9 protein-coding genes are annotated in these 14,378 nt (G+C 66.8%); 6 read left to right on the top strand and 3 right to left on the bottom strand.

Features of this window, described 5'->3' with window-relative positions:
- Window positions 1–123: 123 nt before the first annotated feature.
- From A37U_RS0123720 to A37U_RS0123695, 6 genes are all read left to right on the top strand, one after another.
- A complete protein-coding gene (locus A37U_RS0123720; protein WP_020499162.1) occupies window positions 124–1,863 on the top strand; it encodes an ABC transporter permease in 1,740 nt (579 codons plus the stop codon).
- Between the two features lie 9 nt (window positions 1,864–1,872).
- Window positions 1,873–3,222: a PrgI family protein gene (locus A37U_RS0123715; RefSeq protein ID WP_157182998.1), complete on the top strand. Its 1,350-nt coding sequence runs from the start codon at window positions 1,873–1,875 to the stop codon at window positions 3,220–3,222.
- A gap of 5 nt (window positions 3,223–3,227) precedes the next feature.
- Entirely contained in the window at window positions 3,228–5,171 is a 1,944-nt protein-coding gene (locus A37U_RS0123710) for a VirB4 family type IV secretion system protein (protein WP_020499160.1), read from the top strand.
- Between the two features lie 46 nt (window positions 5,172–5,217).
- On the top strand, window positions 5,218–7,749 hold the full coding sequence (locus tag A37U_RS0123705) for a DUF8128 domain-containing protein (RefSeq protein WP_020499159.1): 2,532 nt from the start codon (window positions 5,218–5,220) through the stop codon (window positions 7,747–7,749).
- Between the two features lie 94 nt (window positions 7,750–7,843).
- Window positions 7,844–8,929, top strand: coding sequence for a replication-relaxation family protein (locus A37U_RS0123700; protein WP_040588641.1), 1,086 nt, complete (start codon window positions 7,844–7,846; stop codon window positions 8,927–8,929).
- A gap of 33 nt (window positions 8,930–8,962) precedes the next feature.
- Window positions 8,963–9,955, top strand: coding sequence for a C40 family peptidase (locus A37U_RS0123695; RefSeq protein ID WP_020499157.1), 993 nt, complete (start codon window positions 8,963–8,965; stop codon window positions 9,953–9,955).
- Window positions 9,956–10,167: 212 nt separating this feature from the next.
- Here A37U_RS0123695 and A37U_RS0123690 read toward each other — a convergent pair whose 3' ends face one another.
- The 3 genes from A37U_RS0123690 to A37U_RS0123680 all read right to left on the bottom strand — a co-directional run bounded on the left by A37U_RS0123690 (window position 10,168) and on the right by A37U_RS0123680 (window position 14,310).
- Window positions 10,168–11,952 carry an Hsp70 family protein gene (locus A37U_RS0123690; RefSeq protein WP_157182997.1) on the bottom strand — a complete coding sequence of 595 codons (1,785 nt, stop codon included), beginning with the start codon at window positions 11,950–11,952 and terminating at the stop codon, window positions 10,168–10,170.
- A gap of 774 nt (window positions 11,953–12,726) precedes the next feature.
- Complete coding sequence (locus A37U_RS0123685; protein ID WP_020499155.1) at window positions 12,727–13,260, bottom strand: hypothetical protein; 534 nt, start codon at window positions 13,258–13,260, stop codon at window positions 12,727–12,729.
- A gap of 240 nt (window positions 13,261–13,500) precedes the next feature.
- On the bottom strand, window positions 13,501–14,310 hold the full coding sequence (locus A37U_RS0123680) for an IS5 family transposase (RefSeq protein ID WP_026197533.1): 810 nt from the start codon (window positions 14,308–14,310) through the stop codon (window positions 13,501–13,503).
- Window positions 14,311–14,378: the final 68 nt, after the last annotated feature.

Below are 14,378 nucleotides of genomic sequence, written 5' to 3'. Positions count from 1 at the left end.
CCGTGTGCCGGGCCGGACTGTATTCCGCATCCGCCCTCGTTCGACCCGTCACCGCCCGACCACACCCGTCGGGGGCCGGATTCGTCGTTCGATCCGCGCGGCACCGAGTGCGGGATCACCAACGTGGCCGCCTGTGTCGGGCAGGGCGTCAACGGCTGGTTCATGGCGTTCGTGATCGGCGCGCTCAACCCGCTGCTGGGTCTGCTCGGACAGACACTGTTGACCACACCGGAACCTGGTTCGTTGCCGGCTCTGGGCCAGATGTGGACGCAGATGTGGCACATTCTGGTCGCGGTGTACGGGATCATCGTGCTCGTCGCCGGGATCCTGATCATGAGCTTCGAAACCATGCAGGCCCGCTACACCGTCAAGGAGATCGGCCCGCGTATCGCGGTCGGGTTTCTGGCCGGGGCGCTGTCGCTGTTCGTGGCGACGAAGGCCATCCAGATGGCCAACGCGCTGGCGCTGGCGGTCACCGGGAGCGGGGTCGATCCGCACACCGCCGCGGCGGCCATGGCCTTGATGATTCTCAACGCGGTTACGAACGGCAGTTGGTGGCTGGTGTTCATCGCGCTGGCGTTGGTGGTCATGATCGTGATCCTGTTGGTCACGTTCATCGTGCGGGTCATGGTGACGATCCTGTTGATCGCCGCCGCCCCGATCGTGTTGATGTGGCACGCTCTCCCGCACACCGAGGGCATCGCACGCATGTGGTGGAAAGCCTTCGGTGGGGTGCTGGCCATTCAGCTGGGACAGTCGCTGGCGCTGGTGACCGCCTTGCGCCTGTTTTTCGCTCCCGGCGGTGTCCCGTTGTTCGGGCAATCCAGTGGTGGGCTGGTGCATCTGCTGCTGTGTCTGGCGCTGATCTGGGTGCTGATCAAGATCCCGTTCTGGTGCCTGCAACCACTGCGCGGAGGCGGCCGGTCGATGCTGGGATCGCTGGTGCGCGGCGCGATCGCCTACAAAGCCATGGGGCTGCTCGGCGGCAAGTCCCGGGGCAAAGCGAAACCCCGTAAGCGCCGACCCGTCCAGTCCGATCGTGGCGGTCGCGACGGCGGTGTGCCGGCGGATCCACCAGCGACCCGGGCGGACCAGTTCATGTTCCCGATGCGGCTACGCCGCACCCGCCATCCCCTCCGGCGCGGGGAACGCCTCAGCGACCGGACTTCTCCTGTGCAGCCGGATCGCCGTCCTGGGCCCGGGCAGTTGTCGTTGTTCACCCCGCACGGGAGTGGAGACAAGACTCGTGTCGACGCGAACCCGCGCGCGCTGCCGCTGCGGGACCTGCCGAACGCATTGCCGCGCGATCAGCTGGGGCTCCCGTTTCCGGTGCGACGTGACCCCGACCGGGTCGGGCGGAGGTCCCTGGCCGACGACCTCGCCGCACGCGACCGGCGTGGGGCCGAGCCGGTCGCGCAACAGGGTTTGTTGACTCCGGATGGGCGGGTCAACCGCAACGCGCGCCCACCCGCGCGCATGCCGAACGCGTTGATCGCACCCGAAACCGGCATGCTGCCGATCCAGCTGCGCCCAGCGGCCCCACGCCCCTCCCAGACGAGTCTGGCCGATGAGCTCGCCACCCCAACCCCACCGCCGTCGCCACGGCAGACCGGGCCGGGCCTGATCACACCGTCCGGACAGATCAGCCGCGCCGCCCGGGCACCCCGCAAACGCACCCCGGATCCCTACAGCGGTAACCGCCCGCTGGCCTCGGGCCAATACCCGCTGCCCCTCGGTGTCAAGCGCCAACCCAAACCGACCCCACCACCCCAGAGCCCACCGTCCCAGAGTCCGGCGAAACGGACCGGGAGCCAGTTGGCGCTGCCGCTGGATCTGCCCACGCGCCGGAACCGGAAGAAGTGAGGGATACCCGTGACCACGCCCGTGAGAATTCCCGCCGATGTCGATCGCCCCGATCGTGTCCTGGGACCGCTGACCGCCCGTCAACTCCTGATCCTCGGTAGCGCCGGTGTCGTGCTCTACCTGTTCTACCTCGCGACCCGCCCTTTCCTGCCGCTGGCGGTGTTTCTGATCGTGGCGATCCCGGTCGGGATCGCGGCCACTGTCGTGGCCCTCGGGCAGCGTGACGGACTGCCGTTGGACAAGCTCCTACTCGCCGCGATCCGCCAACGCCTGGCCCCCGCGCATCGGGTCGCCGCCCCAGAAGGGGTGCGCCCCGCCCCGTCCTGGCTGACCGCCGAAGGCTCCATTCAGCGCGGCCACCGAGCTGTGAGCCAGGGGGTGGCGCCGGTGCCGTTGGAGTTGCCCGCGACCGGGATCGAGGACACCAGCACGCACACCGGTGTGGTCGATCTCGGCGCGGATGGGCTCGCGGTCATCGCCGTGTGCTCCACGGTGAACTTTTCGCTGCGCACCCCCGGCGAGCAGGAAGCACTGGTCGCCGCGTTCGCCCGCTACCTGCACAGTTTGACCGCCCCGGTGCAGATCCTGGTCCGCGCCGAACGCCTCGATCTGGCCCCACAAATCGCCGAACTCCGGGCCCGGGCCGGTGGGCTGCCGCACCCGGCGCTGGAAGCCGCCGCCCGCGATCACGCCGACTACCTCGCCGACCTCGCCGCTCAGACCGATCTGCTGCGCCGGCAGGTACTGCTGGTCCTGCGCGAAAACCTGCGCCCCAGCGACGGGATGACCGGGCAGCACGGTTTCAGCCTGGCCGCCGTGTTGCAACGACGTCGCCGCCAGCACAGCGACGAGGAGATCGAGGGGCACGCGCGCCAGGCCGCCGAACAACGACTCCTCCGTCGCCTCGGGGAGGCCGTCGAACTCCTGTCTCCGGCCGGGATCGTGGTCACCGCCCTGGATGCCTCGGCCGCGACCGGGGTGCTGGCCACCGCGTGCAACCCCGACACCTTTCTGCCCCCGTCGGCGGGGCTGGCCGCCGCCGACGACGTAGTCACCAGCACCACCAGCTTCACCGACCTCTACGGCAGCGACGAACCCACCGACCCGACACAGCCGTTGTCGCCGAGCACAGGCGGCGGGGGTGTTCGGGCAACGGGCACCGACCCGGCTCACTCACCCCGCCAGCACGGGGCGACTCCCCACACGCCCCGCAACACCGTATCTGCCCCGCGATCGCAGGCGGGTCCGTGGCTTTCGGATGAGGACGACTGGGACTACGACGACGAACTCGCCGACCAAAAACCCCATACCCGTCCCCAGCAAGCAATCGACGACGACAGCAGTTTCGAGAGCAGGTGAGTGACATGGCGCGTAGTCGTTCCGCGTATGCGGCGGGAGCGTTCACCCCGGACTCGCTCGCGGTCGGGACCCGGCATCTGGAAGTCGGCAACGAATGGGTCGCCTCGTTCGGGGTGACCGGCTATCCACAGGAGGTGTATCCCGGCTGGCTCGCACCGCTGTTGACCTACCCGGCCCGTTTGGATGTGTCGGTGCACGTGGCACCGGTGGATCCGGCGACCGCGGCCAGCGGTCTACGGAAACAGCGCGCGAAACTGGAATCCTCGCGTCGGCACAACGCCCGCGAGGATCGTCTCGACGACCCGGATCTGGATGCCGCCGCCGAAGACGCCGCCGAGCTCTCCCGTCGGATCGCGCGCGGTGAGGGGCGCCTGTTCAAATTCGGGCTCTACCTGACTGTGCATGCCCCGGACGAGAAGACCCTGGCCGAGGAAGTCTCGGCGCTACGGTCGCTGTGCGCCTCGCTGCTGCTCGACGCGAAACCCGCGACCTACCGCGCCCTGCAAGGCTGGGTCTCCACCTTGCCGCTCGGGCTTGATTCGCTGGGGTTGAAACGCACCTTCGACACCGCAGCCGTATCGGCGGCGTATCCGTTCACCTCCCCGGATCTGCCACCCACGGACCCGAGCGCCACCGCACCCGCGGGGGTGCTGTATGGCTACAACGTCGGCTCCTCGGGGCTGGTGCACTGGGACCGCTTCGCGTGCGACAACTTCAACTCCGTGATCCTCGGGCGTTCCGGGTCTGGGAAGTCGTATCTGGTCAAACTCGAAACCCTGCGTAGCCTCTACCGCCACATCCGCACCAATGATTCCGATGCTGGTGGTGGGTGGGCGGCCGAGGGGGTGCAGGCGTTCATCATCGACCCCGAAGACGAATACGCCCGCCTGGCCGCCCAGGTCGGCGGCACCTACGTACACCTCGGTGCCGGAGGCGTGCGCCTGAACCCGTTCGACCTGCCCATCCACGTTACGGCGAGCGGGCGGCGCACCGCGCCGCATGACGCGCTGAATCGGCGGGTCCTGTTCCTGCACACGGTATTCGCGGTCCTGTTCGGCGCACCGGTCACCGCCGCCGAACGGGCGGTACTGGATACCGCGATCATCGACACCTACACCAGAACCGGGATCACCAGCGATCCACGCACCTGGACCCGCCCGGCTCCGTTGTTGCGCGATCTGCGCGACGTGCTCGCCGCCACCGGCGACCACGGGGACACGGTGGCCGCCGATCTGGCCGCGCGCCTGCATCCCTACGTGGACGGGACGTTCGCGGATTTGTTCGACGGGCCGACCACGACCACCCCGGACGGGCATCTGGTGGTGTTCTCCCTGCGGGATCTGCCCGACGAGTCCAAAGCGATCGGCACGCTGCTGACCCTGGATGCCGTGTGGCGGCGGGTGTCCACCCCCGCGCACCGGCGCCCCCGGCTGGTCGTGGTCGATGAGGCGTGGCTGTTGATGCAACAGCCCGAAGGGGCACGGTTTCTGTTCCGGATGGCCAAAGCCGCGCGCAAACACTGGGCCGGGCTCACCGTGGCCACCCAGGACACCGCCGATGTCCTCGGTAGCGAACTGGGCAAGGCCGTCATCGCCAACGCCGCCACCCAAATACTGCTACGCCAAGCACCCCAGGCGATCGACGAGATCGCCGAGACCTTCGACCTCTCCGCCGGGGAACGCCAATTCCTGCTCTCCGCGGACCGCGGCCAAGGACTCTTGTCCTCGGGGACACAGCGTGTGGCCTTCCAGGCGCTGGCCTCACCAGGAGAGAACTTCCTGATCACCACCGACCCGGCGGAACTGGCCGGATTCGCCGACCACGACCCCGCCGCGACCGAGACCGGACTCACGCAAGCCTACATCGATCTCGGCCCCACCAACACGAATCCCACCACACACGGCGAATTCGCCGTCGCGGATGAGCAGGTCGATCTCGATGAGTCCTGAACAGATCCCTCCCAGCGCTCTGGTCCTGACGAAGGGAACGGTCGGCATGTCGACCGGCACCTCAACGGTCCGGCAGGGGTGGATCGGTGACTACCTGCGTGACCCTGGCGGCACGACCCACGCCCTGCTGCTCGCGTTACAGGACTGGGCCACCACGTGGGGCCCGATCCTCGCTCCGCTGGCCGCGATTGTCCTGACCGGCTATGTGGCCGGACGCCGGTGGTGGCGAGCCCGCAGACAAGAGCGATTGCAGGCTGACGCGCGGTATGCGGCCGTGCTCGCCCCGCCCGCGGTCGACCCGGCAGGCGGGGCCGCGGTGTGGTCCAACCTCGTCGGTCTCCTGCGACCGTCCTGGAAACGCCTCCTGGCCGGCCAACCGCACCTCGGGTTCGAGTACGTGTTCTCCGAACACGGAGTCACCCTCGGATTCTGGGTCCCCGCGGTGATTCCCCCCACGCTGGTCGAGCGTGCCGTCGAAGCCGCCTGGCCCGGCGCGCACACCCGCACCACCCCCGCGAAGCCCCCGCTGCCGCGCTTGGCCGACGAATGGCGACGGATCACCGTCGGCGGGCAACTACGGCTGGCCCGCAGCGAGGCGCTCCCGATCCGGACCGGGTTCGACGCCGACCCGATCCGCGCGCTGCTCGGCGCCCCGATCGGGCTCGGCCGCGACGAACACGCCTGCGTGCAAATCCTGGCCCGCCCGGTGACCGGGCGGCGCGTCGCGAAAGCCCGCCGCGCCGCGCGCCGGGTCCACCACGGTTCCTCGACCCACCTCGCTGGGCAGGTCCTCGACGTACTCACCCCCGGCACCAACACAGCCCGCGGCGGAAGAACCCGGGATCCGCGGCGGATCAGCGAGGATCCGCAGACCTCGCTGGAATACGCAGCCCAGAACAAGGCCATCGTCACCAAGCAACGCGGCGCCCAATACGAAACCGTCGTGCGCTATGCCGTGGCCACCGACCTCGCCGCGAACGCGTCCACCGGTGAGCTGACCCGGGCCCGCGACACCGCCCGCGGCCGCGCGCACGCCCTGGCCGCGAGTTTCGCGGCGTTCACCGAACACAACCACTACACCCGACGCCACCTCCGCCACCCCGCCCACGCCCTGGCCTCACGCCGGTTCGATCACGGTGACCTGCTCTCAGTACCGGAGCTGGCCGCGATCGCGCACCTGCCTACCGACGCCGAAATCCCCGGTGTCGAACGCGCCGGAGCCCGCGCGGTCTCCCCGCCACCCGGCGTGGCCACCCCCGGCCCCCAGGCCAAACCCCTCGGGACGACCGACACCGGCCACGCCCGCCCGATCGGACTGCGCGTCGCCGACGCGCGGCATCACCTGCACGTGCTGGGCGCCACCGGGAGCGGGAAATCCACCCTGCTCGGGAACATGATCCTCGACGACGCCGCCGCTGGGCGCGGGCTCGTGCTCATCGACCCCAAAGGCGACCTGGTCACCGACATCCTCAACCGCTTGCCCCGCGCCGCCGCGGAGCGCGTGGTGCTCTTCGACGCCGACTCCCGGCACCGCCCACCCTGTTTGAATCCCCTCGAGGGCGGGGAAACCGACCGCGAGGTCGACAACCTCGTCTCGGTGTTTCGCCGCGTGTACTCCGCGTTCTGGGGACCACGCACCGACGACCTCATGCGCGCGGCCTGTCTGACCCTGCGCGCGCAAGAGGGTGTGCCCACTCTGGCCGACATTCCGAAACTCCTGGCCAACGAAGCGTTCCGGTCCCGCATCACCACCGGGCTCACCGATCCCGTGTTGACCGGGTTCTGGGAGTGGTACGACCAACTTACCGACTCCAGCCGCTCCCAGGTCATCTCGCCGCTGATGAACAAAGTTCGCGCGTTCCTGCTCCGCCCCTTCGTCAAGGAAGCCATCGCCGGCGGCACCTCCACCGTGGACATGCGCCACGTCCTCGACAACGGCGGTATCTGCCTCGTGCGGATCCCGAAAGGATCCCTCGGCGAGGAAACCACCCGCCTGGTCGGTTCCCTGGTGGTGGCCCGCACCTGGCAGGCCACCACCGCCCGCGCCGCGATCGCGCAACGCCTGCGCCCCGACGCGTCCCTGGTGATCGACGAATGCCACAACTTCCTCAACCTCCCCTACCCCCTCGAGGACATGCTCGCCGAAGCCCGCGGATTCCGCGTCGCCATGACCCTCGCGCACCAGCACCTCGGACAACTCCCGCGCGAACTCAAAGAAGGCATCTCCACCAACGCCCGCTCGAAGATCTTCTTCAACGCCAGCCCCGAAGACGCCCGCGAACTCTCCCGCCACACCACCCCACGCCTGACCGATCACGACCTCGCCCACCTCGGCGCCTACACCACCGCCACACGCCTCGTGGTGCACGGCGAAGAAACCGAACCGTTCACCATGACCACCACACCCCTGCCCGACCCAATTCCCGGGCGTGCCCGCGACATCCGCGCCGCCCTACGCCACAAACGCCGCACACAACAACCAAACACAGTCACAGCAACGAACACCGGCACACCCACACCCGCCGCCCGGCCTCGTCCGCGCGCGCCCAAGACCGATCCACGCCGCGCCCGTCCCTGACCACACCCACGCGACTACAAGCCGATGTCGCAGGACTCGGCGCCGAACTGGCGCGCGCTGTCGCATGCCGAAGAGCCGGTGAATGGAGAACCTCATGATCACCACCACCACACGCCAGCACACGATGCGCCAAACACTGCCCGGTCGCGCCACCACCCGGGCGGCGAATTCCGCCGACTACCAAGCTGTTCTCGCGGCCCGGTTGACCGCGCGCGACAAGTGGATCCTCGCGCTGCTGCACGAACACCGGGTGCTGACCAGCAGTCAGATCCGCGACGCCGCGTTCCCGTCGGGGCGTTCGACACGTCAACGCTTGCGCGAGCTCTATCTCTGGCGTGCCGTGTCGCGATTCCAACCTTTCCAGCAACTCGGCTCCGCGCCCATGCACTACGTCCTCGGTCCCGCTGGTGCCGCGGTCCTGGCCGCCGAACACGGCCTCGAAGTCAAAGACCTCGGCTACCGCCACGACCGCGCCATGGCCATCGCCCACAACCAGCGCCTGACTCACACCGTCGGCGTAGCCGACTTCTTCACCTCCCTGATCGCCCACGCCCGCCAGAACACCCACGCCGCCAGGCGGGAAGCACTCACCGTCTGGTGGTCAGAAACCCGCTGCGCACGCCACTTCGGCGATCTGGTCATCCCCGACGCCTACGGACGCTGGCACACCGGCGAGCACGAGCTCGAGTTCTTCCTCGAATACGACACCGGCACCGAATCCCTGACCAAACTCGGCCGCAAACTCCTCGCTTACGCACGACTGGCCGAAACCACCCGCATCGCGACCCCGGTCCTAGTATGGCTTCCCACCACCCGTCGAGAAACCGGCGCGCGCACCGCCCTGACCCACATTCACCGCGACCTCGACCACCCCGAGGCCGTGCCGGTGGCCACCGCCGCCGCCGAACTCTTCGATCCCCGCTCGCGGCACCCCAGCCCGGCCCAACCCGTCTGGCTCCCCCTGACCACACGACGAGGTGGCGGGGCCACCGCGACACGGTGCGCACTCGAAGACCTCCGCTACTCCTGGCCCGCACTGGCACCACCGGCGAGCACCGAACCCGGCGGGCCCGAACCCGCCGGCACCAGCGAACGCACCGCCTCGCCCTACCGACTGCCCGCTCCCACCCCGATACCGCCACCGGCCAGCCCGAACAGGCTCGCCAGAACCCGCTCCTGACCGCTCAAGCAGCAGCGAGGGAGACACCCCTCCATGGGCCTCAAAATCGGACTCGGCGCCGCCGCGCTCGTGGCCGCGATCTTCGTGGTCATCATCGCCAGCGTCGCCACCATCACTCCCGTCATCGCCAACACCAGCACCACCAGCAGCCTCACCTGCACGACCACCGACACCGCCCCCGCAGATGGCAAACCGAAGCACAGCGTTCCCGGCTACGGTCCCGAACAACTCCACAACGCCGCCCTCATCATCGGCGTCGGCAAACAACTCCACATCCCCGTGAAAGGCTGGGTCGTCGCGATCGCCACCGCCATCCAAGAATCCGGGCTACGCAACCTCGAATACGGTGACCGCGACAGCCTCGGGCTTTTCCAGCAACGCCCCTCCATGGGATGGGGCACCCGAAACCAGATCACCACCCCCACCTACGCCGCCACCCAGTTCTACCGCCACCTGAAGGCAACACCCGGCTGGCAGCACATGAGCGTCAACGACGCCGCCCAAGCCGTGCAACGCTCCGGAACACCGAACGCCTACGCACAACACGAAAAAACCGCCCACACCGTCGTCGCCGCCGTGTCCGGTTCCCGCTGCACCAGCACACCAACCACCGGAACCGGGGCATGCGCCAACATTCAAGCACCCACACCCGCCGCGATGGCCGCCATCAACTACGCCTGCGGCCAACGAGGCTTGCCCTACGTGTGGGGCGGCAACGGGCCTGAGCACGGGGACACCGGATTCGATTGCAGCGGTCTGACCCAAGCCGCCTACCACGCCGCCGGAATCAACCTCCCCCGCACCGCGCGCGCCCAACACGACACCGGACACCCGGTCCCGCCCGGACAACCACTCCTGCCCGGAGACCTCGTCTACTACGGCAACGACACCAACATCCACCACGTCGGCCTATACCTCGGCAACCGCAAAATGATCAACGCCCCGGACTACCGCCAACCCGTGCAAATCAGCCCATACCGCCACCCCGGCGACGACTACTACGGAGCTTCACGACCGTCGAAGTAGGATCCCTTGTAGTTTCCGCGCAAGAATGACAGCTTCCGGATGCAGGTGACAGGCATCCAATTTATTGGTCAGGTACTGCGGAAAGGTGCACACACCCCCAGCCTCCTGTAATTGGCGGCACGGGGGCGTGTCAGCCTAGCCACTACGTAAAGCGCAGCCGAGGAGGCGACTGTAAATGCGACGGTCCTGCCGCCAAAGGTCTCGCAGGTATGTCACACCGCGAGTGCTTCAAGTTTGACGAAGTCGAACTCCGCGTGCACGGCCTCGCCGGTCTCGATGACGTACGCCCAGACATCGATCTCAGTCTCTCCGAACCTGAAGCGCACCTCTACGCCCCGGCGTCCCATGTCAAGTTTCACGACGTCTCTCACGCTGACCTGCAAGGTCCCGATGTACTCACACGACGGGTCTGTCACAAATTCCGGGTTTCGTGATGTCGAGCGGTACACATCGAAGTCGATGGCGGTTTGAGTATCGTATACAGGAAAGTGGATCCCAGACACTTCCTGTGTAGTTGGTACGATGTCGCCGGCCCGCGCGTATGACGCGAAAATGTTGTGGCACATAGGCTTACCGTCGACGAAGATCTTGTACTCCTCGCGGTGGCCGGCATAGATGTCGAAATCATCGGTGACACTGGCGCCATAGGAGTATCGGACGCGGCGAGCGCGGGTATCTGGTTCGCAGGCGAAGCGAACGGCACCTGCGACGACGGCGCCGCTGGGGTCGGGTGGGGTCAGAATCGTCGCCCTTCCGGTGAAGTGGTCGACGAGGCTTTGTCGCAGATAGTCCGATTCGGCGAACCCGCCTACGAGCAGGACATTCTCCGGCTGTTCTAGCTGACCGAACTCGTCAATCAAAAAAACGAGTTGCTGCTCGACCAGTTCGACGATTTGTGGGATGACGTGAGCGAAGACATCGTGGATGTCGTCGGCGGTGACGATGAGCTGGGTCGCTTGGCCGCCTTGCTGGTCTTTGAGGTTCTTCTTGGTGCGTGGGCTGAGGTGATGCGCGACCTCGGCCGGAATCTGCAGATAAAGGGGGTCGGAATGGTCGACGGTGACGTGACGTTTCGCTTGTTCCCAGGCGTCGCGCATGCTGCGGATCGCAGCCGGGCACCGGTCGAGCAATTTGGCGTATGCCTTGTCTCCTCCGAATCGTGGCTTGAGGATTAGGTTCTCGAATGCGATGTTGAGGTACACGCTGCCACGCCATGCGCCGCGCACCTTGCCGATCTCAGTCATGCCGTCGGTGTCGCGCCGGTAGGCGGTGATGTCAATCGTACCTCCGCCACAGTCGACAACTACGAACCGCGTGCCCGGCGCGGTGAGGTCCACAGGTACAGCATCGACGCCTGTCCCGACCCGTACGCCTGAGGTGAGGGCGTACTGGGCCGCGGCCTCTGGTTCCAGCGCCAGGATCAGGGCGCCTTTATCCTGGGAGACTCCTGCGGCGTAGGCCGCTTCGCGGACCAGTTGCTTCTGATGGTCACTGAACACAGCCGGCACCGTGATGCAGACCTGGATCTGGTCTTCGCGGTACCCGGCCCTGGCGATGTCGGTCACGGCAAGCCGATAGACCTGCTTGAGAAACAACGCAAGGTAGCGTTCGGGCAGGTCAGTGTACTGGCCCATCGTGACCGTGGTGTCCACGGCCTTGTCGGGGGTACGCCCCAGCAGCATCTTGATGCTCTCCACCAAACGGAGCCCGGAGTCTTTACCGCCAGCGTTGCGCAGTTCACCCTTCTGCTGCGCGTCGTATCCGAACGCCACCACTTCGCCCTCGGTATCCAGCAGCAGGCGAGTCAGTGTCTTGACCGCGTCCTGCGGAGCGCCAGGCCAGTTCCGCCTCTTCGTGATTTCGCGTTGACCGCTACCACCACCGTCTGGGTCGAGGATCGTCCAGCCATAGCCGGTGCCATAGGTACCCACATCGATGCCGAGACGAACCGGGCGAAGATTACCGCGTAGTGCCGGAGAGATTTGTTGCGTTGACATGAGCGAGCATGCTAGCGGCGGGGTCTGACAAAACTGTCGCTGTGATCACCCGGCCATATGACACTGGAGACTAGGCTTACACCATCGGGTGAACGACTGCGATTTCAGTCGACGCACGGTTCTGTGAGAGCCCGGGGCTGAAATGCCCCGGGCCGCTCGACCAAGGTCGCTCGTTCTGACTGCGTGGGCCGTCGGTAACCGACCCCTTGCACCCGGAGTGTTGCCTGGTGTGGCACCACCAGCGATCCACGCGTCAAGTGAGGACAGGTCAGGGCAGTCGGACGCTGCTATCGGCCGTTGGGACGGCGGGTGTCGACGCCGTGGGCGGCGAGATCGTGCGCGGCGTTGCGTAGGGCGCGATGGTCGGAGGCGGTGCTGGCGAAGGTGTAGGTGACCCCGTCGGGGAGGTCGGCGTGCCAGTGTTTACCGCGCTTGTAGGGCTGGCATCCGGCCGCGCGGAGCCGGGCGCGTAGTTCGCGCCATGTGGTAGGCCAGCGGGTTCCGGCGCCGTCCCGTCGGCGGCGGGTGCGTGCGGTCGGCGCTGGTGTTGGGCGTGGCGTGCGAGGTTCGAGGATGGCATGGAACGTAACGAAGCATACTGTGCCGTCGTGGGTGCGGATTCGTAGCTCGCAGTCGTGTCGGCAGTGTCGGAGCACTCCGGGCGAGCCGGGTAACGGTGCGGTCCATTGCGGGGCACGGTAGGTAGCGATCACTGCTCGCGCAATGTCCGGTGTAGACACTCGACGTCGTGCGCCGAGGGTCATGCGGGGGAGATCATCGTGTTGCATTCTGCCCGTCCGTGCCACGCGTGTATCCACGGGTAGCGGATCCAGAAACCGGGCGGGAGCGCTGTGTTGGGACGATCACGCCGGGATGCTGTAACGGGTGGATGTGGATCGCGGTTCCCTCTTCGTCCCCGGTGACACGAGGGGTCGATGGTTGGATCCAGGCTTGCGCCTGGATGGCGGTCGCGAATGGTCCGATGAACAACGCCAGACACCGTGCCGGTCGCCGGAGTAGCAGGGACACGACTGCCTTGCCATGATTGGGAATCACGGGTTCCGTGTCGGTGAGTGTGAGCGCGACGCGTCCAGGTAGTTCGATGACTTCTCCGGTGACATCAACGATCGCGCGGGCGGTAGTGGGATCGACGTCGGGTCGGTGGAGTCCAACCGCGAACGCCAGGTTCCCGTTTCCGATCAGCCATTCGCCGGTGAGGGCCGCGTCGTCACGGGCGTCGAAGGTGCCGTAGATGGCAAGCCCACCGGTGCTCCGTATCGCCACGGTGACCTGTGCGGCGGTGTTCATCGTTCGGATCCTTCGGTTGATTGGTTCTGGCCGATTGGGGTGGTACCGGATTGCCGTGGCGAACCGCCAGCTGGAGCGCCTGCGGATTTGCCACGGCACGAGCGGCCCGGTGAAATCACGACGTCGCGGCCGTCATTCGGCGCGTCTTCGCGGTGTGGGGCTGTAGGGAACCCGGTCCGACGAATCTGGCTTGCGCTTATGTCAGTGCCATGATTCCCGCGAAACTACTGAGAGATGGTTTCAAAATGATGTCGTGAGTGTTCGGTGGCAGATGAGGACGCAGGCGAGTTTGAGGAGGCTGTAGTGGATGTCGGCTCGGCGTTCGTAGCGGGTGCGGAGGCGTTTGTATTGGTGTAGCCAGGCGAATCCGCGTTCGACGACCCAGCGGTGTTTGCCGAGTCCGGAGCCGTGTTTGGTGTTGCGGCGCGCGATTTTCGGGATGATTCCTCGGTTCCGGAGCCTCGCGCGGTGGGGGTCGGAATCGTAGCCGCGGTCGGCGAACAGCCATCGGGGCCGGGTAAATGGGTTACCGCGTTTCCCTCGAATGACCGGAAGCTGATCCATGAGTGGGAACAGTTGGGTACTATCGTGAACGTTGCCGCCGGTCAGTGTAACTGCGAGCGGAATGCCGGTGCCGTCGGTGATCAGGTGGTGCTTCGATCCGGGGCGTCCACGGTCAACCGGAGACGGCCCCGACAGCGTCGCCCCCTTTAACGCCCGCACATGCGAACCGTCTACCACTGCAGTCTCCAACTCGAGCACATCCAGTGCGCGCAGGTGGTCGAGCAGGATTTCGTGCACGATGTCGAACACCTCCGCGTCCGTCCACTCCCGGAGCCTGCGCCAGCACGTGATCCCCGAACAACCGAAGACCTCTCGTGGTAACTGCTGCCAGGTGATACCGGTCTTGAGCACGAACACGATCCCGGCCAGCGCGGCCCGATCGTCCACTGGTAACCGTCCCGGGAACCGTTGCCTGCGAACCGACCTTGGCGGCAGCACCGGCTCGACACGCGCCCACAACTCGTCCGGAACAAGATCGGTAATCACCCGCAAAGGGTCTCAACATGGCTCAACCCCAACCAAAACGACACGCCGATCATTTTGAAACGATCTCT

Origin of the sequence: Sciscionella marina DSM 45152 (assembly GCF_000379465.1) — a bacterium.
In the GTDB taxonomy this organism is placed as follows: Bacteria; Actinomycetota; Actinomycetes; order Mycobacteriales; family Pseudonocardiaceae; genus Sciscionella; species Sciscionella marina.
This window is presented reverse-complemented; position numbering and strand designations above follow the sequence as displayed.

What these genes read in the sequence shown, in the direction of transcription:
- A37U_RS0123710 (WP_020499160.1), top strand. Translation starts at nt 3,228, where the DNA reads ATGGCGCGTAGTCGTTCCGCGTATGCGGCGGGAGCGTTCACCCCGGAC.
- A37U_RS0123705 (WP_020499159.1), top strand. Translation starts at nt 5,218, where the DNA reads ATGTCGACCGGCACCTCAACGGTCCGGCAGGGGTGGATCGGTGACTAC.
- A37U_RS0123700 (WP_040588641.1), top strand. Translation starts at nt 7,844, where the DNA reads ATGATCACCACCACCACACGCCAGCACACGATGCGCCAAACACTGCCC.
- A37U_RS0123695 (WP_020499157.1), top strand. Translation starts at nt 8,963, where the DNA reads ATGGGCCTCAAAATCGGACTCGGCGCCGCCGCGCTCGTGGCCGCGATC.
- A37U_RS0123690 (WP_157182997.1), bottom strand. Translation starts at nt 11,952, where the DNA reads ATGTCAACGCAACAAATCTCTCCGGCACTACGCGGTAATCTTCGCCCG.
- A37U_RS0123685 (WP_020499155.1), bottom strand. Translation starts at nt 13,260, where the DNA reads ATGAACACCGCCGCACAGGTCACCGTGGCGATACGGAGCACCGGTGGG.